At 28.6% G+C, this 25,936-nt stretch carries 41 protein-coding genes; 1 reads left to right on the forward strand and 40 read right to left on the reverse strand.

Annotated elements, in window-relative coordinates:
* Positions 1-26 precede the first annotated feature (26 nt).
* Genes eno through rplM form a run of 38 tightly spaced genes read right to left on the reverse strand, consistent with a single transcriptional unit; the run spans position 27 to position 22,393 of the window.
* Positions 27-1,313: a phosphopyruvate hydratase gene (gene eno, locus MADAR_RS01735; protein WP_014158811.1), complete on the reverse strand. Its 1,287-nt coding sequence runs from the start codon at positions 1,311-1,313 to the stop codon at positions 27-29.
* Entirely contained in the window at positions 1,313-1,735 is a 423-nt protein-coding gene (gene rplQ / locus MADAR_RS01740; RefSeq protein ID WP_014158812.1) for a 50S ribosomal protein L17, read from the reverse strand. The genes eno and rplQ overlap by 1 nt, the downstream gene beginning before the upstream one ends.
* A gap of 16 nt (positions 1,736-1,751) precedes the next feature.
* A complete protein-coding gene (locus tag MADAR_RS01745; RefSeq protein ID WP_014158813.1) occupies positions 1,752-2,741 on the reverse strand; it encodes a DNA-directed RNA polymerase subunit alpha in 990 nt (329 codons plus the stop codon).
* 9 nt (positions 2,742-2,750) lie between these two features.
* Positions 2,751-3,356 carry a 30S ribosomal protein S4 gene (gene rpsD / locus MADAR_RS01750; RefSeq protein ID WP_014158814.1) on the reverse strand — a complete coding sequence of 202 codons (606 nt, stop codon included), beginning with the start codon at positions 3,354-3,356 and terminating at the stop codon, positions 2,751-2,753.
* An 18-nt stretch (positions 3,357-3,374) separates the two neighbouring features.
* Positions 3,375-3,758, reverse strand: a complete 384-nt coding sequence (gene rpsK, locus MADAR_RS01755; protein ID WP_014158815.1) for a 30S ribosomal protein S11 — start codon at positions 3,756-3,758, stop codon at positions 3,375-3,377.
* 1 nt (position 3,759) lies between these two features.
* A complete protein-coding gene (gene rpsM / locus MADAR_RS01760) occupies positions 3,760-4,140 on the reverse strand; it encodes a 30S ribosomal protein S13 (RefSeq protein ID WP_014158816.1) in 381 nt (126 codons plus the stop codon).
* A gap of 22 nt (positions 4,141-4,162) precedes the next feature.
* Entirely contained in the window at positions 4,163-4,279 is a 117-nt protein-coding gene (rpmJ, locus tag MADAR_RS01765) for a 50S ribosomal protein L36 (RefSeq protein WP_014158817.1), read from the reverse strand.
* A 1-nt stretch (position 4,280) separates the two neighbouring features.
* On the reverse strand, positions 4,281-4,496 hold the full coding sequence (infA, locus tag MADAR_RS01770) for a translation initiation factor IF-1 (protein WP_014158818.1): 216 nt from the start codon (positions 4,494-4,496) through the stop codon (positions 4,281-4,283).
* Positions 4,497-4,534: 38 nt separating this feature from the next.
* Entirely contained in the window at positions 4,535-5,938 is a 1,404-nt protein-coding gene (gene secY, locus MADAR_RS01775; RefSeq protein ID WP_014158819.1) for a preprotein translocase subunit SecY, read from the reverse strand.
* A complete protein-coding gene (rplO, locus tag MADAR_RS01780; protein WP_014158820.1) occupies positions 5,931-6,395 on the reverse strand; it encodes a 50S ribosomal protein L15 in 465 nt (154 codons plus the stop codon). Before rplO ends, secY begins: the two co-directional genes overlap by 8 nt.
* Before the next feature lie 14 nt (positions 6,396-6,409).
* Entirely contained in the window at positions 6,410-6,889 is a 480-nt protein-coding gene (gene rpsE / locus MADAR_RS03025; protein WP_014158821.1) for a 30S ribosomal protein S5, read from the reverse strand.
* A gap of 12 nt (positions 6,890-6,901) precedes the next feature.
* Positions 6,902-7,228: a 50S ribosomal protein L18 gene (gene rplR / locus MADAR_RS03030; protein WP_014158822.1), complete on the reverse strand. Its 327-nt coding sequence runs from the start codon at positions 7,226-7,228 to the stop codon at positions 6,902-6,904.
* Positions 7,229-7,243: 15 nt separating this feature from the next.
* Positions 7,244-7,792 carry a 50S ribosomal protein L6 gene (rplF, locus tag MADAR_RS01795; RefSeq protein WP_014158823.1) on the reverse strand — a complete coding sequence of 183 codons (549 nt, stop codon included), beginning with the start codon at positions 7,790-7,792 and terminating at the stop codon, positions 7,244-7,246.
* A 5-nt stretch (positions 7,793-7,797) separates the two neighbouring features.
* The gene (gene rpsH, locus MADAR_RS01800; RefSeq protein ID WP_014158824.1) at positions 7,798-8,181 is read right to left on the reverse strand and encodes a 30S ribosomal protein S8; all 384 of its coding nucleotides are present in this window, start codon (positions 8,179-8,181) and stop codon (positions 7,798-7,800) included.
* A gap of 14 nt (positions 8,182-8,195) precedes the next feature.
* The gene (gene rpsN / locus MADAR_RS01805; RefSeq protein WP_014158825.1) at positions 8,196-8,465 is read right to left on the reverse strand and encodes a 30S ribosomal protein S14; all 270 of its coding nucleotides are present in this window, start codon (positions 8,463-8,465) and stop codon (positions 8,196-8,198) included.
* The gene (gene rplE / locus MADAR_RS01810) at positions 8,466-9,020 is read right to left on the reverse strand and encodes a 50S ribosomal protein L5 (protein WP_014158826.1); all 555 of its coding nucleotides are present in this window, start codon (positions 9,018-9,020) and stop codon (positions 8,466-8,468) included.
* Positions 9,001-9,234, reverse strand: coding sequence for a 50S ribosomal protein L24 (gene rplX / locus MADAR_RS01815; RefSeq protein WP_014158827.1), 234 nt, complete (start codon positions 9,232-9,234; stop codon positions 9,001-9,003). The genes rplE and rplX overlap by 20 nt, the downstream gene beginning before the upstream one ends.
* 12 nt (positions 9,235-9,246) lie before the next feature.
* Positions 9,247-9,618, reverse strand: a complete 372-nt coding sequence (rplN, locus tag MADAR_RS01820; protein ID WP_014158828.1) for a 50S ribosomal protein L14 — start codon at positions 9,616-9,618, stop codon at positions 9,247-9,249.
* 5 nt (positions 9,619-9,623) lie between these two features.
* The gene (rpsQ, locus tag MADAR_RS01825) at positions 9,624-9,914 is read right to left on the reverse strand and encodes a 30S ribosomal protein S17 (protein WP_014158829.1); all 291 of its coding nucleotides are present in this window, start codon (positions 9,912-9,914) and stop codon (positions 9,624-9,626) included.
* Positions 9,911-10,108 carry a 50S ribosomal protein L29 gene (gene rpmC / locus MADAR_RS01830; RefSeq protein ID WP_014158830.1) on the reverse strand — a complete coding sequence of 66 codons (198 nt, stop codon included), beginning with the start codon at positions 10,106-10,108 and terminating at the stop codon, positions 9,911-9,913. Before rpmC ends, rpsQ begins: the two co-directional genes overlap by 4 nt.
* Positions 10,109-10,115: 7 nt before the next feature.
* Positions 10,116-10,517, reverse strand: coding sequence for a 50S ribosomal protein L16 (rplP, locus tag MADAR_RS01835; protein WP_014158831.1), 402 nt, complete (start codon positions 10,515-10,517; stop codon positions 10,116-10,118).
* Between the two features lie 5 nt (positions 10,518-10,522).
* Positions 10,523-11,227 carry a 30S ribosomal protein S3 gene (gene rpsC / locus MADAR_RS01840; RefSeq protein ID WP_014158832.1) on the reverse strand — a complete coding sequence of 235 codons (705 nt, stop codon included), beginning with the start codon at positions 11,225-11,227 and terminating at the stop codon, positions 10,523-10,525.
* Positions 11,228-11,240: 13 nt separating this feature from the next.
* Positions 11,241-11,615, reverse strand: a complete 375-nt coding sequence (locus MADAR_RS01845) for a 50S ribosomal protein L22 (RefSeq protein WP_014158833.1) — start codon at positions 11,613-11,615, stop codon at positions 11,241-11,243.
* 4 nt (positions 11,616-11,619) lie between these two features.
* Positions 11,620-11,904 (reverse strand): 30S ribosomal protein S19, encoded by a 285-nt coding sequence (rpsS, locus tag MADAR_RS01850; protein ID WP_014158834.1) that lies wholly within the window; start codon positions 11,902-11,904, stop codon positions 11,620-11,622.
* A gap of 12 nt (positions 11,905-11,916) precedes the next feature.
* Entirely contained in the window at positions 11,917-12,741 is an 825-nt protein-coding gene (rplB, locus tag MADAR_RS01855) for a 50S ribosomal protein L2 (protein ID WP_014158835.1), read from the reverse strand.
* 7 nt (positions 12,742-12,748) lie between these two features.
* Complete coding sequence (gene rplW / locus MADAR_RS01860; protein WP_014158836.1) at positions 12,749-13,030, reverse strand: 50S ribosomal protein L23; 282 nt, start codon at positions 13,028-13,030, stop codon at positions 12,749-12,751.
* Between the two features lie 12 nt (positions 13,031-13,042).
* Positions 13,043-13,672: a 50S ribosomal protein L4 gene (gene rplD / locus MADAR_RS01865; RefSeq protein ID WP_014158837.1), complete on the reverse strand. Its 630-nt coding sequence runs from the start codon at positions 13,670-13,672 to the stop codon at positions 13,043-13,045.
* Positions 13,663-14,298, reverse strand: coding sequence for a 50S ribosomal protein L3 (gene rplC / locus MADAR_RS01870; RefSeq protein ID WP_014158838.1), 636 nt, complete (start codon positions 14,296-14,298; stop codon positions 13,663-13,665). Before rplC ends, rplD begins: the two co-directional genes overlap by 10 nt.
* A gap of 9 nt (positions 14,299-14,307) precedes the next feature.
* A complete protein-coding gene (gene rpsJ, locus MADAR_RS01875) occupies positions 14,308-14,613 on the reverse strand; it encodes a 30S ribosomal protein S10 (RefSeq protein WP_014158839.1) in 306 nt (101 codons plus the stop codon).
* Positions 14,614-14,617: 4 nt separating this feature from the next.
* Entirely contained in the window at positions 14,618-16,741 is a 2,124-nt protein-coding gene (fusA, locus tag MADAR_RS01880) for an elongation factor G (RefSeq protein WP_014158840.1), read from the reverse strand.
* 10 nt (positions 16,742-16,751) lie between these two features.
* Positions 16,752-17,228, reverse strand: coding sequence for a 30S ribosomal protein S7 (gene rpsG, locus MADAR_RS01885; RefSeq protein ID WP_014158841.1), 477 nt, complete (start codon positions 17,226-17,228; stop codon positions 16,752-16,754).
* Positions 17,225-17,629 carry a 30S ribosomal protein S12 gene (gene rpsL / locus MADAR_RS01890; protein WP_014158842.1) on the reverse strand — a complete coding sequence of 135 codons (405 nt, stop codon included), beginning with the start codon at positions 17,627-17,629 and terminating at the stop codon, positions 17,225-17,227. The genes rpsG and rpsL overlap by 4 nt, the downstream gene beginning before the upstream one ends.
* 50 nt (positions 17,630-17,679) lie before the next feature.
* Positions 17,680-18,501, reverse strand: coding sequence for a type I methionyl aminopeptidase (gene map, locus MADAR_RS01895; protein ID WP_014158843.1), 822 nt, complete (start codon positions 18,499-18,501; stop codon positions 17,680-17,682).
* On the reverse strand, positions 18,494-20,065 hold the full coding sequence (gpmI, locus tag MADAR_RS01900; protein ID WP_014158844.1) for a 2,3-bisphosphoglycerate-independent phosphoglycerate mutase: 1,572 nt from the start codon (positions 20,063-20,065) through the stop codon (positions 18,494-18,496). The genes map and gpmI overlap by 8 nt, the downstream gene beginning before the upstream one ends.
* 4 nt (positions 20,066-20,069) lie before the next feature.
* Positions 20,070-20,879: a translation elongation factor Ts gene (gene tsf, locus MADAR_RS01905; RefSeq protein WP_014158845.1), complete on the reverse strand. Its 810-nt coding sequence runs from the start codon at positions 20,877-20,879 to the stop codon at positions 20,070-20,072.
* Complete coding sequence (gene rpsB / locus MADAR_RS01910) at positions 20,876-21,574, reverse strand: 30S ribosomal protein S2 (protein WP_014158846.1); 699 nt, start codon at positions 21,572-21,574, stop codon at positions 20,876-20,878. Before rpsB ends, tsf begins: the two co-directional genes overlap by 4 nt.
* Positions 21,575-21,578: 4 nt before the next feature.
* Positions 21,579-21,953, reverse strand: coding sequence for a 30S ribosomal protein S9 (rpsI, locus tag MADAR_RS01915; protein ID WP_014158847.1), 375 nt, complete (start codon positions 21,951-21,953; stop codon positions 21,579-21,581).
* A 5-nt stretch (positions 21,954-21,958) separates the two neighbouring features.
* Positions 21,959-22,393, reverse strand: a complete 435-nt coding sequence (gene rplM, locus MADAR_RS01920) for a 50S ribosomal protein L13 (protein WP_014158848.1) — start codon at positions 22,391-22,393, stop codon at positions 21,959-21,961.
* Positions 22,394-22,557: 164 nt separating this feature from the next.
* Between rplM and dnaK the strand changes: the two genes are divergently transcribed.
* Positions 22,558-24,453 carry a molecular chaperone DnaK gene (dnaK, locus tag MADAR_RS01925; RefSeq protein WP_041177993.1) on the forward strand — a complete coding sequence of 632 codons (1,896 nt, stop codon included), beginning with the start codon at positions 22,558-22,560 and terminating at the stop codon, positions 24,451-24,453.
* Positions 24,454-24,472: 19 nt separating this feature from the next.
* Here the strand turns inward: dnaK and MADAR_RS01930 are convergent, their stop codons facing one another.
* Complete coding sequence (locus MADAR_RS01930; protein WP_041178040.1) at positions 24,473-25,123, reverse strand: phosphatidylserine decarboxylase family protein; 651 nt, start codon at positions 25,121-25,123, stop codon at positions 24,473-24,475.
* The gene (locus MADAR_RS01935) at positions 25,123-25,929 is read right to left on the reverse strand and encodes a phosphatidate cytidylyltransferase (RefSeq protein WP_014158851.1); all 807 of its coding nucleotides are present in this window, start codon (positions 25,927-25,929) and stop codon (positions 25,123-25,125) included. Before MADAR_RS01935 ends, MADAR_RS01930 begins: the two co-directional genes overlap by 1 nt.
* Positions 25,930-25,936 lie beyond the last annotated feature (7 nt).

Here is a 25,936-nt window from a genome sequence, read left to right on the forward strand (position 1 = left end):
TGTAACCATATCAACCTCTTTCTCTTTTATTTTATAACCCATCCTGGATAATAAGAATTATTTCCAAGAATATCTTCAATACGTAATAATTGATTGTATTTTGAAGTTCGTTCAGAACGACATAGAGAACCTGTTTTAATTTGTTCTATATTGAAGGCTACAGAAAAATCGGCTATGAAAGAATCTTCTGTATCTCCAGAACGATGAGAAATGATATTATTATAACCATTTTTTTTTGCTAAATAGATGGTTTCTATGGTTTCTGTCAGTGTCCCTACTTGATTAAGTTTTATAAGTATAGAATTAGCTATCCCTTCTTTTATCCCTTTATTTAACCTATTCACCTGTGTAACAAAAAGATCATCTCCTACTAATTGGACTTCTTTTCCTAATTCGTTAGTCAACAATTTCCATCCTTCCCAATCATTTTGATCCATTCCATCTTCTATGGATACAATTGGATAACGTTTGGTTAAATAAGACAAGTAATTCACATGTTCTTCTTTAGATTTTATATTTTCTTGTTTACTTTTTTTTTCAAAAAAAGAATAATTATACTTATCATTTTGATAAAATTCAGAAGCCGCACAATCTAAAGCAATTCCTATTTCATCATAAGGTTCATAATTGGCTATATGTATAGCTTCCAAAATATTATCTAAAACTACTTCAATATTCTTAAAGTTAGAAGAAAAACCTCCTTCATCACCTACGTTAGTAGATAAACCTTTTTCGGATAAAATCTTTTTTAGTTGATAAAAAACTTTATAACCCATTTGAATAGATTCAAAAAAAGTATTTGCCGTAATGGGGACTATCATAAATTCTTGAAATGCTATAGAAGTATCCGAATGTCTTCCTCCATTGACAATATTTATTAAAGGAACTGGAAGCCAATGAGCATATATTCCTCCTATATATTTATAAAGAGGAATATTTAATTCTTTTGCCGCAGCTTTTGTTGTAGCCAAAGAAATCCCTAAGGTAGCATTAGATCCTAATCTTCTTTTATTTTTTGTTCCGTCTAAATCTAATATTAATTGATCAATAAGTAATTGATCCATTACCGATTTTCCAATCAATTCAGGAGCAATAATATTATTTACATTTTGAACAGCTTTTAAAACTCCATTTCCTAAAAATTCTTTTCCTCCATCTCGTAATTCAATTGCTTCATTTTTCCCTTTTGAAGCTCCCGATGGAACAGAAAAACGTCCTAATATATTATTTTCTGTGATGACATCTACTTCTACAGTAGGATTCCCTCTAGAATCCAATATTTGTCTAGCCTGAATATTTTTAATCTTACTCATTAATCTATCTGTTTGATCCCCTTTTTTTTTCCACGTCTTACCATCTTTTTCTTATTATAAATATTATTAAAATCTACTAATTCAATAAGAGACCATTTTGCCCTATCTCCAAAACGAAATCCTATCTTTATAATTCTTGTATATCCACCAGGACGTTCACGCACTTTTTTGAAAGAATCTTCAAAAAGTTCTGATACCGCGGCTTTGTCTCTCAATAAAGAAAATATATTTCTTTTTGAATGAATTGTGTCTATTTTTGATTTTCTTATAATAGGTTCAATATATTTTCTTAAAGCTTTTGATTTTGCGAGAGTAGTAAAAATTTTTTTCTTTTTAATCAAAGAAGAAGATAAATTAGATAATATAGCCCTCCTATGTCCAAACTTTCTTCCTAAATGATTATTTTTTTTTCTATGATTCATACTCTATTAATAAAATCTATTTATTGTATTCTGAAATATCCATTCCAAAATATAATCCTTTTTCTTTCATTCTACTCTCCAATTCTTCCAATGATTTTTTTCCAAAATTCCTCATTTTTAAAATATTGGATCTATTAGACCTTACCAAATCTTCTATAGTTCGTATAGATGCAGATGTTAAACAATTTTTTGTACGTACAGATAAATCCATATCGTTTAATTTAGATTTTAATAATGTACGCATACGCAAGAAATCTTCATCATATTTTTTTTCTGTACTAATTTTCTCGGATTCTTTTTTTCCAATCTTCCCATAAGAAAAAATAGAAAAATATTGAATCAAAATTTTAGAAGCTTCCATTAAAGCCTTTTTTGGACAAATAGATCCATCTGTTTTTATTTCCAATGAAAGATTTTCAAAATCAGTCTGTTGACCAACACGACAATTCTCTATCGTGTATTTAACATTTTTAATAGGAGTATAAATAGAATCTATTGGAATATTTCCAATTAAATCTTCATTATTCTTTTTATTTTCTTCTGCAGGAACATAACCTCTTCCTTCTTCTATAGTGAAACTCATTTCCAATGGAATAGATTTTTCCTTATTGCAAATAACCAAATCCGTATTCAAAATTTTAAAACTAGAAATAAATTTATTGAAAATCTTTCCAGTAACTTGCTCTTCCTCTTTAATGCAAACATTAACTATTTCTTTAGTTATTCCAGGTATTTTTCGTTTTAAACGAATTTTTTTTAAATTTAAAATGATTTCAGTAACATCTTCTACTACACCTTCTATAGTAGAAAATTCATATTGAACTCCTTTAATTCTAATAGAAGTAATAGCAAATCCTCTCAACGAACCCAAAAGTACTCTTCTCAAAGCATTTCCTAATGTAAGACCATAACCGGGTTCTAACGGTTTTAAATGGAAAAGACCTTTATTTTCTGAAAATTCAGAAACCGTAATTTTATCAGGTTTAACAAAATCTAGAATAGCCATATTCTTTATCTATTTTGAATAAAATTCCACAATTAACTGTTCTTTAATATTTTCGGGTATTTGTGTTCTTTTTGGCATCATTCTAAATATTCCAACCATCTTCTTCTCATCTAAAATCAACCATTCTACTAATGAACTTATTTTTTTTATAGATTCTAATATCACTGGATGATTTTTAGATTTTTCTCTTATTCCAATTTTATCTCCAGGTTTCAATCTAAAAGAAGGAATGTTAACAATATGATCATTCACAACAACATGTCTATGAGAAACAATTTGACGAGCAGAAGATCTAGATGGAGCAAATTTTAATCGGAAAACAATATTATCAAGACGGGATTCACATGCTTGCAATATTAATTCTCCAGTAATTCCCTTTTTTCTTGAAGATTCAGTGAACAATCTTTTAAACTGACGTTCTAATATTCCATAAGTATATTTAGCCCTTTGCTTTTCCGATAATTGAACAAAATATTCAGAACGTTTTCCCCTACGACGATTATTTCCATGTTGTCCAGATGGATATTTTCTCCTTTCAAAATATTTATCTTCTCCGTATACACATTCTCCAAATTTACGGGAAATTTTTGTTTTTGGTCCTATATATTTAGCCATAATTAATATTTTAAACCTTTAAACCCTCCTTCTTTTAGGAGGACGACAACCATTATGAGGTAAAGGAGTGATATCTTTTATTAAAGTTACCACAATTCCAGAATTACTTAAAGCTCGTATTGCAGCATCTCTCCCTGCTCCAGGTCCCTTCACCTTTACTTCAACCTTTTTTATTCCTGCATTCAATCCTTTTTTTGCAACATCTTCTGCAGCCATTTGAGCCGCATAAGGAGTATTTTTTTTAGATCCCTTAAAATTCATTTTTCCAGCAGATGACCATGCTACTACTTCTCCTTTCTTATTCGTCAATGTAATAATAATATTATTAAATGTAGATTGAATATGAGCCTCTCCTAACGAATCTACTATTACTGATTTTTTTTTATTATCAGACTTTCCCATATTACTTGATTGTTTTTTTCTTATTGGCTACAGTTTTTTTTCTACCTTTTCTAGTTCTACAATTATTTTTAGTTTTTTGTCCTCTTAAAGGCAAACCTCTCCTATGCCTAGTCCCCCTATAACATCCGATATCCATTAATCGTTTAATGCTTAATTGTATTTCTGACCTTAATTCTCCTTCAATTTTTATATTATCAGATATGTACTTCCTTATTTTACTAATATCTTCATCCGACCAATCCTCAACTTTTATATTCTCATCAATCCCTACACAAGATAAAATCTTTCTTGAAAGACTTTTACTAATTCCATACAAATACGTAAGTCCAATAACTCCTCTCTTTGATTTGGGAATATCTACACCCGAGATTCTAGCTGACATTCAATATAATCTTTATTATTCTTCAACCTTGTTTTTGTTTGAATCTAGGATTTTTTTTATTGATAATGCGTAAACGTCCTTTTCTTCTAATTATTTTACAATCACTAGTTCTCTTTTTTAAAGAAGTCCTTACTTTCATATTAATATCTATAGGTGATTCTTCCTCTTTTTAAATCATAGGAAGACATTTCTAATCTAACTTTATCTCCAGGTAATATTTTTATGTAATGCATTCTCATTTTACCTGAAATATGAGCTTTAACAATACATCCATTCTCCAATTCCACACGGAATATAGCATTCGGTGCGGATTCTAAAATTGTTCCATCTACTTCTATATGCTTTTGTTTAGCCATAATATAATAAATTATTTTAAGACAAACAATATACAAATTTATTTCTTCCTACTAAACGTGTATCTTCCACTACTATGAGTCTTCATCATCATCAAATCGTCGTAATAATAATTTAATAAATATATATCTACTTGTTGTATGATATCTAAAATAACTCCAACTATAATTAATAATGAAGTTCCTCCATAAAATAAGGAAAAATTTTGAGTAATACCAAGACGAAAAACTATAGATGGAAGTATAGCAATTATGGCTAATAATATAGAACCAGGAAGTGTTATTTTGGACAGAATAGAGTCTATATATTCTGCAGTTTCTTTTCCTGGTCTTATTCTTGGTATATGTCCTCCATTTCTTTTTAAATCATCTGCTATCTGATTTACTGGTATGGTAATAGCAGTATAAAAAAAAGTAAAGATTATCACTAATATAGAGAAAGTTAAATTATACCATAAACCATAAACATCTTGAAAAAGATGAAAAAAATTTTTTACTTTTTCATTATGAACATAATCAGAAAAAGTTAATGGAAAAAGCATAATTGCTTGAGAAAAAATAATAGGCATTACCCCTGCTGCAGTCATTTTTAATGGAATATATTGATGCTTTTTATTCTGAATAAATTCAGAACTATATCCCAAAGATTTATAATGGGAAACATATTGCACAGGAATTTTTCTAATGGCTTGGATAATTACAATAGAAAAAAGTATAACCAATAACCATAAAAAAAATTCAAGTAATAAAAAAATTAAACCTCCATTTCCAATTTTCAATTTATTAAAAATTTCCTTGAATACAGCATCTGGGAAACGAGCTATAATACCAGACATGATAATTAAAGAAATTCCATTTCCTATTCCTTCATCTGTAATCTTATCACCTAACCAAATAGTAAATAAAGTTCCAGAGGTTAATATAACTATTCCTATTATCCAAAATAAAGTTCTTCCATAAAAAGTATTGATATCTAGAAGATAGGTATTGGATGAAGAATAGGAAAAAGGAATAAATTGTTGAGTTAAAGAAATGAGGTATAAAGGAGCTTGTATCAAACATATTCCAAGAGTTAGCCATCTTGTAATGAAATTAATTTGCCTTTTTCCATTTTCTCCATCCCTTTGTAATCTTTGTAAATAAGGAATAATGATGCACATTAATTGAATGATAATAGAAGCGGATATATAAGGCATAATACCCAAAGCTAAAATAGATGCACGATTAAAAGCTCCCCCAGTAAAAGAAGAAAGAATTTGCATTAAACCTCTAGAACCTGAATTTATATTTTCCATAAAATCTAGAATACCCAAAGGATTAATCCCTGGAAGAGGAATATATGCTCCAAAACGATAAATCAATAAAAAATTTAAAGTTATTATTATTTTTTTCCTCAATTCTTTGGCATTCCAAATATTATGAAACGTCATTAAAAAATTATTCATTTTCTTTTATGAATAAAGCTTTCCCTCCTGCTTGTTTTATACAATTCATTGCTTTTTTACTAAATTTAGATGCAGTAATTATCAAAGAATGTCGTAATATTTCTTTACCAGCTAAAATCTTGATCGAATCATATTTTTTTACTAAATGATTGTCCAAAAATGTTTTTTTGTTAATAATATTCGATATCTTCTCCTTATCTACTAATTTTTGTAAAGTATCCAAATTCATAACAGAATATTTCTTTCTATGACTATTTTTAAATCCAAATTTAGGAATCCTCCTTTGTATAGGCATTTGACCCCCTTCAAATCCGAATTTTTTAGAATATCCAGAACGAGATTTAGCTCCTTTATGTCCTCTCCCACAAGTACCCCCTTTTCCAGAACCTTGTCCTCTACCCAATCTTAATTTTTTCTTTTTAGATCCTTTCTTTGGTTTCAAAAAATTTAACTTCATAAAAAAGTTATATTTTATCCATTATATACTTTTTCAATAGAAATTCCTCTTAGTCTAGAAATCATTCGTACATCCCTCATATCTCTAAGTGCTTTAATCGTCGCTTTAATCACATTATGGGGATTTGATGATCCCTTGGATTTTGATAATACATTTTTCAATCCAACAGCTTCTAAAACAGCCCTTAAAGCCCCTCCAGCAATAATTCCAGTCCCTTCAGAAGCAGGTTTAATAAGTACACGAGCCCCTCCATACTTAGCTTCTTGTTCGTGAGGAATAGTCCCTCTATATATGCATACCTTACATAAGTTTTTCTTTGCCTGTTCTCCAGCTTTATGAATAGCATCAGAAGCCTCTTTAGATTTTCCAAATCCATATCCTACCATTCCTTTCTCATTTCCTCTAATAACAATAGCACTAAAACTAAAATATCTTCTTCCTTTAGTTACTTTGCATACTCTGGTTACTCCTACTAATTTCTCTTTTAATTCCAATCCTGAATATTTTTAAAAATCCAAACCCATTTCTCTTATTCCCTCTACTAAGGACTTCACTCTACCATGATACAAATATCTCCCCTTATCAAAAACTACTTTTTGTATGTTCAACGTCTTTGCTCTTTGACCTAATAATTTTCCTACTTCATTGGATAATTCTTTTTTTGTTTTTGTACAATTCTTAAATATTTTCTCTCTTGAAGAAGAAGAAACTAAAGTTCTACCAGATAAATCGTCAATTATTTGTACATAAATAGCTTTATTACTCCTAAAAACAGAGATCCTTGGTCTTTTCGGTGTCCCAAATATTTTTTTTAATATTCTTCTTTTTTCCATTTTCCCCTATAGTTTTTAGGCCGATTTACCTTCTTTTCTACGCACTTTTTCTTTTACATATCTTATTCCTTTTCCTTTATAAGGTTCTGGTTTCCTAAACGAACGAATTTTTGCTGCTATCATACCTAAAAGTTGTTTATCATAAGATCTTAAAATAAGAATAGGATTTTTTCCTTTTTCCACTTTTGTTTCTATACAAATCTCTTTAGGAATTTCCATCATAATTTTATGAGAAAAACCTAAATTAAACTCCAATATATCTTCTTTATAATGAGAAACTCTATATCCAATACCTACCAATTCCAATTCTTTTTGAAATCCCTTTGAAACTCCTTTAACCATGTTATCAATTAAAACACGATACAACCCATGCAAAGATTTAGTTCTTTTATCTTCTCTAACTTTTCTTAAATAAAGTTTACTATCTTGGATAATTACTTTTATTTCATCAGAAATATCCTGACTTAAAATTCCCAATCTTCCCTTTATAATAACCTTATTGTCAATAAGGTTTACTTTAACCCCTTCAGGAATAAATATAGGATTTTTTCCAATTCTAGACATAATATTTAATAAACATAACACAATATTTCACCTCCTAATTTTTTCTTTCTTGCTTGTTTATCCGTTATAACACCATAAGAAGTAGAAATAATAGCAATTCCCAATCCATTCAATACACGAGGAAGATTTTTATATTTAGAGTATTTTCTTAATCCTGGCTTACTTATTCTGATTATTTGTTTAATTACAGATATATTTTTACAATATTTTAAAGCAATTTTAATTTTTTTTTTGTTTTCTAATTTATAATCCAAAATATAACCATTTTCTAATAAAACTTTAGAAATTTCTTTTTTTATCTTAGAAAATGGAACTTCTAAAAGTTTATGTTTGACGTAACATGCATTTCTTATTCTAGTTAAAAAATCAGCAATAGGATCAGTATTCATAATAGTTTTACTTTTTACCAACTAGCTTTTTTTACTCCAGGGATAAGTCCTTGAGCAACCATATTTCTAAAAACTATTCTAGATATACCAAATAAACGCATGTATCCTCTACATCTTCCAGTAATGGAACATCTATTTCGTAAACGAACTGGAGAAGCATCTCTAGGTAATTTTTGCAACAATTTATAATTTTTAGATTCTTTCAAAATTTTTCTTTTTCTTGCATATTTCAATACAATTTTTTCTCTTTTTTTTTGTCTTGCCTTTACAGATTCTTTAGCCATTTATTTATCATTTTTTTCAAAAGGTAATCCAAAATAAGATAAAAGAAATAGAGCTTCTATATTTTTTTTTGTAGAAGTCACAAATGTAATATTCATTCCCATATTTTTTTTTATTTGATCGATATCAATTTCTGGATAAATAACTTGTTCAGAAATACCCATATTGTAATTTCCCCATCCATCAAAATTAGTTCTTTTTACTCCATTAAAATCTCTTACTCTAGGTAATGCAATAGTAATAAGTCTTTCCAGAAATTCATACATTCTTGTTCTTCGTAAAGTTACTTTTACTCCTATAGGCATCCCTTTTCTTAATTTAAATCCAGATACATCATGTTTGGAATAACAAAAAATGGCTTTTTGTCCTGCAATAGAAGTGATTTCATTCATAGAATAATCTATAATTTTTTTATCATCCAAAACGGAAGAACCAACTCCTTGATGAACTACTATTTTTTTAAGTCTTGGAACTTCCATAACAGAAGTATATTTAAATTTTTTCATTAAACTCGGAACAATTTTCTCTTCATACAATCTACTTAATCTGGATCTCATTATTTTCTTTTTTTAAATTAGATATATGTATAGGAGCTTCTTTTTCCAGAATATCTCCTTTAGATCTATTTGTATTAGGTTTAACATGTTTTTTAACCATATTTATTCCACGTACAATAGCCTTCTCCTTTTTAGGAAAAACTTTGATAACAATTCCTTTATTTCCTTTATAATTTCCTGATAAAATAGAAACTACATCCCCTTTCTTTATCATAAAAAAAGTTTTTTATAAAACTTCTTGAGCTAAAGAAATAATTTTCATATATTCTTTATCCCTTAATTCTCTTGCTACTGGACCAAAAACTCTAGTCCCTATCATTTCTCCAGATGGATTAATAAGAACACAAGCATTATCATCAAAACTTATATATGAACCATCTTTTCTCCTTGTTTTTTTCTTTGTTCTTATTACTATAGCCTTGGTAATCTGACCCTTTTTAATCATACTTCCACCAGAAATAGCCGTTTTTATTGTAACAACTATAGTATCTCCTAATACAGCATATTTTTTTCCAGAACCACCTAAAACACGAATAATTAAAGCTTCTTTCGCTCCAGTATTATCTGAAACTTTACACCTGGATTCTTGTTGTAACATATTTACTATTTTTTTATAATCGACACCAATCTCCAACATTTATTTTTGCTAATAGGACGAGTCTCCATAATACTAACTATATCACCATTTTTAGATGTATTTCTTTCATCATGAACCATATATTTCTTTTTTTTCAATATACTTTTTCCATAATATTTATGTTTCATTTTTTTTATTTCAGAAACAATAATTGTTTTATTCATTTTATCACTGGTTACTATTCCTACTCTTTCTTTTCTTCTAGGAGCTCTTACACTACTACTACCAAAGTCCTTTTTTTTCTCTTCTTTTATCATTTATTACTTTTTAATTTATTTAATTCAGTTTTCAATTTAGCAATATATTTTCTTAAAAATCTGATCTCTACAGGATTTTTTTTTAAACCAAAAGCATGATCGAATTTCATTCTTCGATAATTTTCTTTTTGTATATTTATATGTGGTTCAATATCCTCTACAGAAAATATCTTTATTTTTGAATATTTTTTCATAATTTTTTTAAAAAATAAATTTTATTTTTATGGGAAGTTTTTGAGAAGCTAATCTTAACGCTTCTTTTGCTACTTTCATATCCACTCCATCTATTTCAAATAATATTCTTCCAGGTTTCACTACGGATACCCAAAATTCTACAGGCCCCTTTCCTTTTCCCATACGAACTTCCTGTGGTTTTTTTGTTGCTGGTTTATCCGGAAAAATATTTATCCACAATTTTCCCTCCCTTTTCATATATCTAGTCGCAGCAATACGAGCTGCTTCTAATTGTTTGGATGAAATCCAAGAAGCTTCCAACGCTTTTATCCCATATAAACCTCTTGAAAGAAAAGTTCCTTTTGCAGAATTCCCACGTATTCGTCCTTTTTGTTTTTTTTTATATTTTGTTTTTTTTGGTTGTAACATACAATTCAAGATTTCTTTTTTCTAAAAGAAGAATATTTTTTAAAACGTAATTTTCTTTGTTGGATGCTAAACAATGGATATAATTCTCTCTTTCCATATATTTCTCCTTTCATGATCCAAACTTTAATTCCTATACTCCCATATACAGTATGAGCTACATCCATATAATAATCAACATCTGCACGAAAAGTACCGAGAGAAATACGTCCTTCTTTATAAGATTCCCTTCTGGCCATTTCAGCTCCATTCAAACGTCCAGAAATTTGTATTTTTATTCCCTTAGCATTCATTCTAATAGCTGATAGTATAGCTAATCTTATTGCTTTTTTATAAGAAATTCTATTTTCCAATTGTCTAACCAAACCTTTAGCTACCAAAGGAGCATCTAATTCAGGACGTTTTACTTCCGATATATTAATTTGAACTTCTTTTTTAGTGAGTCTTTTTAATTCTTTTCTAACTGTATCCACTTCATCTCCTCCCTTTCCTATAACAAGAGCTGGACGTGAAGTTCTAATAGTTATAGTTATAAACTTTAAAGTTCTTTCTATAATAACACGAGATATTATTCCCTTAGGAAAACGTGCTTCTATATATTTTCTAACTTTAGAATCTTCCTGTATTCTGTCTTTATAATTATTACACCAACTTGATTGCCATCCAATAATGATTCCAAGACGATTAATGATTGGATTGGTTTTTTGCCCCATACATATAATTTAATTAATTTCCATTCCTTATTCCTAAAACAACTAGAACATTACTTGACCTCTTTCTAATCCTATGTCCTCTACCTTGAGGAACAGGACGTAATCTTTTTAAAGTTTTTCCTTGATTAACCATAATCTCCTTTATGTATAAGTATTTTTTAGAATCTTCCATATATTTTTGTCTGTAATTAGACAACAAAGAAAGAAGTAATTTTCTTAAATGAATAGTAATTTTATGCTTACTACTGTACTTCAATATATCCAATGATTTTAGAATACTTTTATTTCGAATAATATTAACGACTAATCTCATTTTTCTGGGAGAACTACGTATTCCATTTAAAGAAGCTGAAACAATAGTATCTTTAACAGCATCTTTTTTTATCATAATTTTAATTCTTTGTTTTTAATTTATTTTTTGATCCAGCATGTCCTCTAAAAGTACGAGTAGGCGCAAATTCTCCTAATTTATGTCCAATCATATTTTCTGTGATATAAACATTAATAAATTTTCTTCCATTATGAACTGCAAAAGTTTGTCCTACAAAATCTGGTAAAATAGTGGAAGGCCTTGACCAGGTCTTAATGATAGACTTTTTTTCCAATTTTATATTATTTAAAACCTTATTATATAACTTATGAGAAACAAATGGACCTTTCTTTAAAGATCTTGCCATAAATTAAAAATTTTATTTTTTCCTTCGTTGCAAAATATATCTATCTGAATATTTTTTTCTAGAACGTGTTCTAAATCCTTTAGAAGGGAAACCTTTTCTACTTCTAGGAATTCCACCAGAAGCTTTTCCTTCTCCTCCTCCCATTGGATGATCTACAGGATTCATAGCTACCCCTCTAGTTCTAGGTCTTCTTCCAAAATGACGATTTTTTCCAGCTTTTCCATATGTTTCTGACTGATGATCTGGATTGGAAACTATTCCTATGGTAGCCATACAATTAATCATTACCATTCTCATTTCTCCAGAAGGAAATTTTAAAGTGGCATATTTTCCATTTTTTGCAAATAATTGAGCATAAGCTCCTGCACTTCTTGCTATTTTAGCTCCTTGTCCAGGGATCAACTCTATACAAGAAATATTCGTTCCTAATGGAATTTCACTCAAAAAAGTAGAATCTCCTATATTAAAAGAAATTTTTTTTCCAGAAATAATTTCTTGTCCTATTTTAAATCCATTCATAGCTATGATATATCGTTTTTCTCCATCCTTATAATGTAAAAGAGCTATGAAAGAAGATCGGTTAGGATCATACTCTATAGATTTTATAATTGCAGGAATTCCAAATTTCCTTCTTTTAAAATCAATTATTCTATATTTCCTCTTATGACCACCTCCAAAATAACGCATAGTCATTCTCCCATAATTATTTCTCCCTCCAGATTTACATAATCCCTTTGTCAAAGATTTTTCCGGATAATTATTTGTAATTTGATCATAATTATTGACAATTCTAAAACGTTGACTAGATGTTATTGGTTTTAATTTTTTTATAGACATATAGACATTATCTTTTAAAATAATCAATTTTTTGATTATCTTTCAATTGAACAATTGCTTTCTTCAATCTATTGGTTTTTCCATATAAAAAGCCCTTCTTTGTATATTTAGATTTATCTTTCCTACAAGAAATCATTGTTCGAATACTCTTTACTGAAACCCCAAATATATCACTTATTTCTTTTTTTATCTGTTGTTTATTACTGTTGATACATACAGAAAAAACATAATAAGAATCCTTTTCTTTTATAGAATATTTTTCTGTAATAAAAGGTTTAATTAAAATCATATATAATCTAAATTAATTCATGAAAAGTTCACGAATTCTATTCACTGAACTTTCAGAAAAAATAATATATAAAAAATTCAACAAAGAGTAACAATCTAATTCTTCAACATTCAACAACTTAAATTTTTTTAAATTCCTAGATGATAAATATAAATTTTTATTTTTTATTCCAACTATCATCAATGATTTTTCATCTTTTAAATGTAAAATTCTAAGAAGATTAAAAATAAATTTTGTATTCGGCTTTTCCAATTGAATATCTTCTATCACTCTGACTTTATTTGTTTTTAATTTATATTCTATAATAGTTTTCCTAACCAAATTTCTTGTAGATTTATTTATCTTTTCAAAATAACGTCTAGGACGTGGTCCGAAAACTCTCCCTCCTCCTTTAAATATAGGATTTTTAATATTTCCTTTTCTAGATTCCCCAGTTCCCTTTTGCTTGTGTATTTTCCTAGTACTCCCAGATACCTCTCCTCTTTCCTTAGACTTATGTGTTCCTTGACGTTGTGCGGATAAATATCTCTTTATTTCTAAATAAATAGAATGATCATAAGATTTTTTAGAAAAAAAAGCATCATTGAACTCAACTTTTCGATTGGTCCAATTACCTTTTATATCTAAAATTTTTATTTCCATCTTTTTTTCTTAATCATTAAATATGAATTCTTATTTCCTGGAACTGATCCTTTCAATACCAAAATATTTTTATATTCATCTATTTTTAATATTTCTAAATTTTGAATAGTAATATTTTTTCCTCCCATCCTTCCAGCCATCTTTTTTCCCTTAAAAATACGTGAAGGATCAGATCCTGCCCCAATGGATCCAGGTGCTCTCAAACGATTGTGTTGACCATGACTAGTTTCTCCTACTCCTGAAAATCCATGTCTTTTTACTACACCTTGAAAACCTTTTCCCTTAGAAATACCTTTTACGTCTACTAATTCTCCTTCCATAAAAAAATTTACATTTATTTTATCTCCCAATTGAATAGAATCTTTTCCAAATAAACCTTTAAATTCTAATAATTTTTTCTTTGGAGAAATTCCTGCCTTGTTAAAATGACCTTGTAAGGATTTCGTAGTATGTTTTTTCTTTTTTTCATCCATTCCCAGTTGAATAGAATAATAACCGTCCTTTTTTACTGTTTTTATCTGCACAACATAACACGGTTCTATTCTTATAATAGAACATGGAATATTCTTTCCATCCTTAGAAAAAAAACTTGTCATTCCAAAATTTATTCCTATTAATCCTCCCATCTTTTTTCTTTAGACTTTAATTTCCGCTTCAACTCCACTTGGCAATTCTAATTTCATTAGAGCATCTACTGTTTTAGATGAGGCATTATGGATTTGCAAAAGTCTTTTATGAGTAGGAAGTAAAAATTGTTCTCTTGACTTCTTATTCACATGAGGAGAACGTAAAACTGTGAATATCTTCTTTTCAGTAGGTAATGGAACTGGTCCATTCAACACCACTCCTGTTGGTAAAACAGATTTTACAATTTTCTCAGCAGATTTATCCAATAAATTATAGTCATAAGACTTCAATTTTATTTTTATATCATGACCCATAGTATTATTGTTTTTTCACTTTTTTATTATCAATTTTATTAGAAGAATTTACTCCAATTATATTATCCATTATATTTTTTGGAACTGCATCATAATGAGAAAACTCCATAATAGAAGTTCCTCTTCCAGAAGAAAGTGTACGCAATATTGTTACATATCCAAACATTTCAGATAAAGGAACTAAAGCTTGAATTACTTTTATAGTATTCCGATTTTTCATATTTTGAATAATTCCTCTTCTACGATTTAAATCTCCTATCACATCTCCCATATTTTCTTCTGGGATCATTACCTCTAATTTCATAATTGGTTCTAATAAAATAGGATTAGCCTTCTTTGCCGCTTCTTTAAAACCAAGTTTTCCCGCTATTTCAAAAGATAGTTGATCAGAATCAACAGGATGATAAGATCCATCCAATATCGTAATTTTTGCACTATCTATTTCATATCCAGATAGAGGTCCGTTTTTCATCATGTCTTTACATCCTTTCTCTATGGATGGAATATATTCTTTAGGAACATTTCCACCTCTTATTTTATTGATAAATTCTAAACCTGGTTTTCCGATATTTCCTGGTTCTAATCTAAATAATACATCAGCATATTTACCTCTACCTCCTGTTTGTTTCTTATAAATTTCCCTATGTTCCACTAAATTTGTTAAAGCTTCTTTGTATTCCACTTGAGGTTTTCCTTGATTAACTTCTACTTGAAATTCCCTTTTCATTCTATCTAAAATAATTTCTAAATGCAATTCCCCCATTCCGGAAATAATAGTCTGTCCGGTATAATTATCCGTACGAACTTGAAAAGTAGGATCTTCCTCCATTAATTTAGATAAAGCTAAACTCATTTTATCTATATCTGATTTCAACTTAGGCTCAATAGCTAGACCAATTACCGGATCAGGAAAAGATATATTTTCTAAAAGAATAGGAAATTTTTCATCACACAAAGTGTCTCCTGTTTTAATATCCTTAAACCCTACTACTGCTGCAATATCTCCAGCCCCTATTCTACAAATAGGATTCTGTTTATTAGCATGCATTTGATATATTCTAGAAATACGTTCCTTATTTCCAGATCTAGTATTTAAACTATATGATCCTGAATCAATTTTTCCAGAATATACTCTAAAAAAAGCTAAACGTCCTACAAAAGGATCACTAGCTATTTTAAATGCTAATGCAGAAAATGGTTCCTTTTCACTAGGCTTTCTTCTTTCTATTTTTTGATTAATAGGATTAATCCCTACAATATCTTTAACCTCAAGAGGAGATGGTAAATAACGACATACTGCATCTAACATAGCTTGAACTCCTTTATTTTTAAAAGAAGAACCACATAATACAGGAATCAATTTCATTTCTATCGTATTCCTATGCAAAGAATTTATAATTTCTTCTTCAGAAATAGAAGAATTATCATACAAAAATTTTTCCATAATCTTGTCATCATATTCCGATAAAGATTCTATAATCTTTTCCTGATATTCTTTCACTATCTTTTTCATTTCATATGGAATAGGAATTTCCTGATAAGTCACTCCATAATTCCTATCATCCCACACAATAGCTTTATTGGATATTAAATCCACAACTCCTATAAAATTATCTCCATTTCCTATAGGAATTTGTAATGGAATAGAATTAGCTCCTAACATTTTTTTCATTTGCAAACAAACATCAAAAAAGTCAGCTCCTTGACGATCCATTTTATTGACAAAAGCTATTCTAGGTACATTATATTTATCTGCTTGTCTCCATACTGTTTCTGATTGAGGCTCTACTCCATCTACAGCACTAAATAAAACTACCATCCCATCTAATACTCTTAACGATCGTTCTACTTCTACAGTAAAATCCACATGACCAGGAGTATCTATAATATTTATTTGATATTTTATATTGTTATAATTCCATTCACAACATGTAGCTGCAGAAGTTATAGTTATTCCACGTTCTTGTTCTTGCAACATCCAGTCCATTGTAGCTGCTCCATCATGTACCTCTCCCATTTTATGATTAATTCCTGTATAAAATAAAATTCTTTCTGTAGTTGTAGTTTTCCCTGCATCAATATGTGCTGCTATCCCTATGTTTCTCATAAACCTTAAATCTCTTTCCATATTTTTTTTTCTAAAATCTAAAATGGGAAAATGCTTTATTCGCTTCAGCCATTTTATGAATATTTTCTTTTCTTTTAACTGCTTCTCCTTGTTCTTTAAAAGCATCAAATATTTCAAAAGCTAATTTATTCGACATACTCTTCTCATTTCTAATAGCCGCACAAGATATCAGTAATTTCATTCCTTTTGTTATTTTACTATCGGGAGAAATAATAATAGGAACTTGAATATTAGAACCTCCCATACGACGACTTATCACTTCTACATGAGGCATTACATTTTTTAATCCTACTTTCCATATTTCTAATGCGGATTTTTCCTCTTTTTCCTTGATCTGTTCTATTTTTTTCATAGCATCATAAAATATTTTATATGCTAAATTTTTTTTTCCATTTTTCATTAAATGATTGACAAAACGAGTAACTAAAGAATCATTAAATTTTGGATCAGGAAAATATATCTTTTTTTTCTTCCTTTTTTTTCTCATAACTCTTTTTTTGTTTGTTTTGTTTGAGAATTCTTAGAAATCTTAGATCCATATTTACTTCTACTCTTTTTTCTTCCATTTACTCCAGCCGTATCACGAGCTCCACGTACTATCTTATATTTTACACCTGGTAAATCCTTCACTCTTCCTCCTTTTACTAATACAATAGAATGTTCTTGAAGATTATGCCCTTCTCCAGTTATATAACTGATTACTTCTTTTCCATTAGTGAAACGTACACGGGCTACTTTTCGCATAGCAGAATTTGGTTTCTTCGGAGTAGTAGTATATACTCTCGTACAAACTCCTCTTCGTTGTGGACAAAATCCTAATGCAATAGACTTTCTTTTTTTAGAAACAGAGCTCCTCCCCTTTCTAATTAGTTGTTGTATAGTAGGCATATTTCATTTTTAACGAAAATTTTTCACAACAAATTACAACTAAAATAAGATTAAAAAAAATCAATATTAATTTTTTCATTTTGAAAAGGTTTTTCTTCCAAAGAATGAATATTAAGTTTATCGTAAATATAACGGAAAGTGGAAAGTAAACAAGGAAATCCATTCACAATAGCTACATTGTGCTCAAAATGAGCGGAAAGATCTCTATCTGAAGTTGTAATAGTCCAACCATCTTTGTGAAAATCTACCTCAGATTTTCCTTTATTTACCATAGGTTCTATAGAAAGAACAAAACCTTCTTCTAATTTTATTCCTTTTCCTTTCTCTCCAAAATTAGGAATTTGAGGATCTTCATGCATTTTTTTTCCCAATCCATGACCAACAAGATCTTTTACCACACTATATCCATAATTTTCAATACAGGATTGAATAGAGTAACCTATATCCCCAATAAAATTTCCCTTTTTACATTTGGATAAACCTGCATAAAGAGATTTCTTTGAACAATTAAGAAATCTTTTAACAGTATTCGAAACTATCCCTACTTCGAAAGTATAAGCATGTTCTCCATAAAATCCATTCATATAAACCCCACAATCTATAGACAAAATATCTCCTTCACACAAAGGATTTTGATTAGGGATTCCATGTACCACTTGATAATTTGGAGAAACACATAGAGTATTTGGAAAATCATACAAACCTAAAAAAGCAGGAACACCACCATGATCCCGAATGAAATTCTCAGCAAGATGATCTAAATAAAGAGTATTTATTCCAGGTTTTACTTCTCCAGCTAACATTCCTAATGTTCTTGATGCTAAACAAGCACTTTTCTTTATAAGAATTATTTCCTCAATCGTTTTAACCATTTTTTATTTTTTTTATTATAGAAAAACCACTCATTTCATTAGGTTTAGGTAACTTCATCAATTGAAGAATTGTAGGAGCTACATCCGATAGAGTTGCTTCTTTTCTTAAAAAAATATTTCTCCTATTTTTAAATCTTGGACTCAAAAGAATAAAAGGAACTAAAGAATTGGAATGAGAAGTATTTGGAGTTCCATCTGTATTAATCATACAATCCGCATTTCCATGATCCCCAACTATAACAACTGTATACAAATTTTTCATAGCTTCTATAACACAAATATTGGTGCAATGATCAACAAATTCACAGGCTTTTATAGTTTCTTTCATTTTCCCAGTATGACCAACCATATCTGGATTAGCGAAATTTAAACAAACAAAATCCACTTCTTTTCTTCTTAATTCAGGAACAATTTTATTCACAATCTTTCTTGCACTCATTTCAGGTTGTAAATCATAAGTAGATACCTTAGGAGATTCACATAGAATTCTAGTTTCTCCATTAAAATTAGACTCACGTCCTCCTGAAAAGAAAAAAGTAACATGTGGATACTTTTCTGTTTCTGCTATGCGAATTTGTTTTTTTCCTTCTTTCTCTAAAATTTCTCCCAATGTATTGGATAAATTTTCTTTTTCAAAAAGAACATCAATATTTTTATATATGGGATTATAACAAGTCATAGTTATATAATACAAATCCAATTTTCGTATTCCTGAAAAAGGAGTATTTTTTTCTTTTATATTATTAGTTAAAATTTCTGTTATTTGTCTTGATCGATCTGAACGAAAATTAAAACAAAAAACTACATCTTCTTTTTCTATTCTAGAAATAGGATGGCCAAAATTATCAACCACTATTATAGGCAACAAAAATTCATCAGTAATTCCTTTATTATAAGATTTTTCTATATGTTTTATTACATCACTAGTCTTACAATAAAAACCTTTTGAATGAACCATAGCATCATACGCAATTCTAATCCTATCCCATCGTTGATCTCTATCCATAGAATAATATCTTCCAACAATCGTTGATAATTCTCCCACATATTTTTTCATCATATCCAAAAGATTTTTTAAATAATAAACTCCTTTTTTTGGAGAAGTATCTCGTCCATCAGTAAATACATGTACAAAAACTTTCTTTATGTTTTTTTCATGAGCTATTCTAAGTAAATACAAAAGATGATTCATATGGGAATGAACTCCTCCATCCGATAATAATCCAATAAAATGAATCCTTTTTCCAGAATCAACAACATAATCAAAAACAGGTTTTATTTTTTCCTGAAAAAGTTTTCTATTAATAGATTCATTTATTTTTTCCAAACTTTGAATTACTTTTCGTCCAGATCCTAAATTAATATGACCAACTTCCGAATTTCCCATTTGTTTTTCTGGTAAACCTACATATGTTCCAGACGCACGAAGTTTACTATAAGGAAAAAATTTATAGCAATAATCCATAAACGGAGTTTTAGCAATTTCAATAGCAGAAGAATAAACAGAAAATTTTTCACAAGATAAACCCCATCCATCCAATATTATCAATACCAATTTTTTCATTTTTTTATAAAAGACATATTCTTTTATAAGAATTTATTTTTATTTCTCCTTTTGTAAATTTTTTTATGTATTCTTGAACAGTTATTCTTTGATCTTTTATAAATTTTTGATTTAAAAGAGTATTCTCTAATACAAATTTCTTAATTTTTCCTGAAATAATTTTTTTCTTCATTTCTTCTGGTTTTTTTACAATTTTTACTTGATGTTGAATAATTTCCAATTCCTTTTTCATTAAATATTCTGGAATTTCTTGTTCATTTAAAGCTATAGGATCCATAGCTGTAATATGCATAGCTATATCTTTCGCTACAGATTTATCAATTACAGAATTAAATCCAACCAAAGTTGCTATTTGATTATTATGAGTGTAATTGGTTACAAAAGGGGAATTAATTTTCTCAAATATTTTTAATTCAAGTTTTTCACCTACAACACTCATTTTTTCAAAAATCATTTCTTGAATACTTACTCCATGATGAAAACTAAATAAAAATTCTCTTTTTTTATCGTATAAAAATGATTTTCTGGATAATTCAAAAAGAAAGTCCAAAAAAATAGAACTTCTAGAAAGAAAATCCGTTTCACAACTTAAACCTATAATGGTTCCACAAGTACTATCAAGATTTATTGAAGAGGTAACAGCTCCTTCTTTCCCCTCTATATAAGAACGACGTATAGCTATTTTCTTTCCTTTTTTTCTTAATAAATCAATAGCCATTTCAAAATTTCCATTTGTTCTTATTAAAGCTTTTTTACAATCCATAATTCCAACCCCGGTAGTTTCCCTTAATCTCTTAATAAGTGAAATTTTCATAAGTTTTCATTTTTATTTGAATGAATACCTTGTTGGATTGCTTTTGTTATGAACTGCAAAATCATATCGATGGATTTTGAAGAATCATCATTGGATGGAATAGGATAATTAATTCCATTTGGATCTGTATTAGTATCTACCATAGCAAAAACAGGAATATCTAATCTTATAGCTTCTGATAATGCTATTTTTTCTTTGTATGGATCTATCAAAAAAACTCCTCCTGGTAGATGTGTCATAGAGGAAATACTTCCTAGATTTTTATACAACTTGACATATAATCTATTGATCAATAACCGTTCTTTTTTAGATAAAGTATCAAAAGTCCCATTCTTTTTCATTCTTTCTATATTATTCATTCTTTTTACAGACTTTCTAATTGTAGCAAAATTGGTCAATAAACCCCCTAACCATCTTTCCGTAACAAAAGGCATACTTACACTTTTTGCATAATGACAAACTTTTTCTCTAGCCTGCGCTTTTGTTCCCACTAATAAAATTTTTTTACCCATAGTCACAATTTTTTTTAATTCTTTACAGGCTTCTTCTAGTTTAAGAATTGTTTTGGATAAATCTATAATATGAAATCCACCTTTTTTCATGAAAATAAAAGGACGCATTTTTGGATTCCATTTCCGAGAAATATGTCCAAAATGAACTCCTGCTTTCAATAAATCATTGGTATTAATTTCCATTTTTTTAACGTTTCGAAAACTGAAATCTTTTTCTTGCTTTTTTTTGACCAAATTTTTTCCTTTCCACTTCTCTAGAATCACGGGTTAATAATCCTTTCTTTTTTAATATATTTCTATTATTGAAATCAAGTTGACAAAGTGCTCTAGATATAGCAAGACAAATCGCTTCCGCTTGTCCATTAAACCCTCCTCCATTAACTTGAATCGTTATATCAAACTTATAATTATCTATTAATTTAAGAGGATATAAAACTTTTACATGAACATTTTTTGGAAAATATTGTTCGTATTTTTGAGTGTTAATCATAATGGATCCCTCTCCTTGCCTTAGGTATATACGAGCAAGGGATCTTTTTCTTCTTCCTATAGTATGGATCATCTCTTTCAATAATTTAACAATATTGGTTTTTGTGCCTTATGCTTGTGTTCCTTCCCTGTATAAATATGAAGATTCTTTATGATCTTATATCTTAAACGATTTTTAGGAAGCATACCTTTAACTGCTTTATATATTAACTGTTTTGGATTTTTATGAAAAAGAGCTCTAACAGAGGTTATTTTTTTACCACCTGGAAAACCAGTATAACGGACATATTTCTTAGAAATCCATTTTTTACCAGTTAATTTTATTTTTTCAGAATGAATCACTACAACATGATCACCACAATCTATATGTGGAGAAAAGTTAGATTTGTGTTTGCCTCTTATTCTTAAAGCAACCTTAGTAGAAAATCTTCCAAGACATTGGTTGCTTGCGTCCATTAAAATCCATTTCTTTGGACAAATTTTATTAATAGTCTTAAAACTTAAAGAATCCATGTAGGATCAAATATAAGATATTTTCAGAAAAAAATTAATATTTAATGACTTTTTGTCATAAAAAAACAAATTTTTTTTTTGATTGAAAGCATATTATTGTCATACCTCTTAATTATGGCATAATGATTGGATATCTTGATTTATTAAGAAAAAAAGTAATAAAAATGAGTAAAATTATAGGTATAGACCTGGGAACAACAAATTCCTGTGTAGCAGTAATGGAGATAAACGATCCTGTTGTTATTCCTAATTCAGAAGGAAAAAGAACTACTCCATCTATAGTTGCTTTTGTAGAAGGAGGAGAAAGAAAGATAGGAGATCCTGCAAAAAGACAAGCAGTAACCAATCCACAAAAAACCATTTTTTCCATTAAACGTTTTATGGGTAGAATGTTTTCTGAGGTAACAGAAGAATTAAAACACATTCCTTACAAAATTGTAAAAGGAGGAAATAATACTCCTCGTGTTAATATAGAAAATAGACTATATGCTCCTCAAGAAATATCGGCGATGATTCTTCAAAAAATGAAAAAAACAGCGGAAGATTATTTGGGAAAAGAAGTAAATCAAGCCGTTATTACTGTCCCCGCCTATTTTAATGATGCGCAAAGACAAGCTACTAAAGAAGCAGGAGAAATAGCAGGATTAAAAGTAGAAAGAATAATTAATGAACCAACAGCCGCAGCATTGGCTTATGGATTAGATAAAAGTAATCAAAACAAAAAAATAGTAGTTTATGATTTAGGAGGGGGAACTTTTGATGTTTCTATTTTAGAATTAGGAGATGGAGTTTTTGAAGTACTTTCTACAAATGGAGATACCCATTTGGGGGGAGATAATTTTGATCAAGTAATCATCGATTATTTTTCCGATGAATTTAAATCTAAAGAAGGAATAGATCTTAGAAATGATCCTATGGCTTTACAACGTTTAAAAGAAGCTTCCGAAAAGGCTAAAATAGAATTATCTTCTTCTACTCAAACGGAGATTAATTTACCATATATTACGGCAACAGAATCCGGTCCAAAACATTTAGTTATCACATTAACTAGAGCTAAATTTGAACAATTATCTGAAAGTTTAATACGTCGATCTATCTCTCCTTGTTCCAAAGCTTTAGAAGATGCTGGATTAACAACTAAAGATATTGATGAAATAATTTTAGTTGGAGGATCTACACGGATTCCAAAAGTCCAAGAAAAAGTTGAAGATTTTTTTAAAAAAAAACCATCTAAAGGAGTTAATCCAGATGAAGTAGTAGCTATAGGAGCAGCTATACAAGGAGGAGTATTAACAGGAGATGTCCAAAATGTTTTATTATTGGATGTAACTCCTTTATCTTTAGGAATAGAAACTTTAGGAGGTGTTTTTACAAAACTTATAGAATCCAATACTACAATCCCTACTAAAAAATCAGAAATTTTTTCTACAGCAGCTGATAATCAATCTGCAGTAACTATAAGAGTAGGACAAGGAGAAAGACCTATGTTTAACGATAATAAAGAAATAGGTAGATTTGACTTAGTAGACATACCTCCTGCTCCTAGAGGAACTCCTCAAATAGAAGTTAGTTTTGATATTGATGCTAATGGAATACTTCATGTATCCGCAAAAGATAAAGGAACAGGAAAAGAACAATCCATACGAATTGAAACTTCTTCAGGTTTGAACCAAGAAGAAATTGATAAAATGAAAAGAGAAGCAGAAGAAAATGCCCAAAAAGACAAAAAAATTAAAGAGGAAATAGAAAAATTAAATGCTGCAGATAATCAAATTTTTCAAACAGAAAAACAGTTAAAGGATTATGGAAGTAAATTATCTGAAAATAATAAAAAAAATATAGAAAAATCCTTGGAAGAATTAAAAAAAGCCCACAATAAAAAGGATCTATCCTCTATTGATCTTTGCATAAAAAAATTAAGTGAAGCTTGGGCTAACGCTTCACAAGAACTTTATTCTTCTACTAAAAAAAACGATAAATCAAATAATGATACTGGAAAAAATAAAAATGGGAAAGGAAATGAAAATGTTCAAGACGTAGATTATGAAGAAGTAAAATAAAAAAGTAAGGGAGTTTTTGTTATTGTATAATGGAAATTATAGTTTTTCCACCAATAACTTTTTCTCCCTTCTTTATAATTATAATAGATTTTAACGGTAAATAGATATCTACTCGGGAACCAAATTTAATAAATCCAAATTCTTCTCCTTTTTTAGCTAAAAAATTTTTTTTAGCATAAATAATAATGCGACGAGCCAAGAATCCTGCTATTTGTCGAAATAATATTTTTTGTTTCTCTTTGGTTTCCACTACTGTAGTTGTTCGCTCATTTTGAAACGAGGCTTTTTTATTCCAAGCAAACCAGTATTTTCCTGGATGATATCTAACATAAGTAATTATTCCAGATACTGGAAATCTATTCACATGTACATTAAAAGGAGACATAAATATGGATATACATATACAATCTTTTTTTAAATATTCGTTTTCAAAAACACTTTTTATTTCCAATATTTTTCCATCTGCAGGAGAAATAACTTCATTCTCATTATAAGAAAAATTTCTTTTTGGATTTCTAAAAAAGAAAAGAAAAAAACTATATAACGTAATTAAAAAAAAAGATATAAATAAATTGATAAGTATAGAGAATAAAAAAATGGAAATAAAAAAACTTATTAATACAAAAATTAATGAACATATCAAAAACGAAAAACCTTCTTTATGTATTATCATTTATTTAAAAAAAATACACTAACTGTAGCTATAATGGGGATTACAAATATAAAACTATCTAATCGATCCAAAAATCCTCCATGTCCAGGAAACCATATCCCTGAATTTTTAACACTATAAGATCTTTTAATAGTAGATTCTACAAGATCTCCAATAGTAGCAAAAATAGGAACAGTAAAAGAAAGAATTACCCAGTATTTTTCCCATATTTTGGATAAATATATTCCTAATATCAAACAAAAAAATAAACCTCCAAGAAATCCTTCTACAGATTTCTTAGGAGATATGGATATAGCAATTTTTCTTTTTCCCCATTTCTTCCCTATTAAATAGGATAAAGTATCATTTGTCCATATAAGAATAAATGTACCTAAAATTAACTTTTTTCCACCATGTATAGTATATATATAAGAAGCTAAATAGAAAGGCATGATGATATAAATTAATCCAAAAATCAAATGACTTACTTGTGCTATTTTCTCTTTATGAGAGTATTTTCTAGAAAACAATTGAATGGTAAAAAATGTTATAGAATAAGGGATAAAACATACAATGTATAAAATTAATCCTTTTTCCATAAAAAAATCTATAAATATAGAAAATAAAAAAAAAGAAGAAACTATTTTAATTAAAAAAGTTTTTGTTTTTGATATAACTAAAAATTCGAATAAACAAAAAAAAGATAATATCATCATTACAATTCTAAAAATCTTTTCTCCTTTTTCAATCGAAAGAACAATTAGAAGAATATAAATAAAACCAGTAAACAATCTTATAAAAAAATCCAATTTTTTTTTTTTCATTGTTTTA

Source organism: Blattabacterium sp. (Mastotermes darwiniensis) str. MADAR, from assembly GCF_000233435.1.
Classification (GTDB): domain Bacteria; phylum Bacteroidota; class Bacteroidia; order Flavobacteriales; family Blattabacteriaceae; genus Blattabacterium.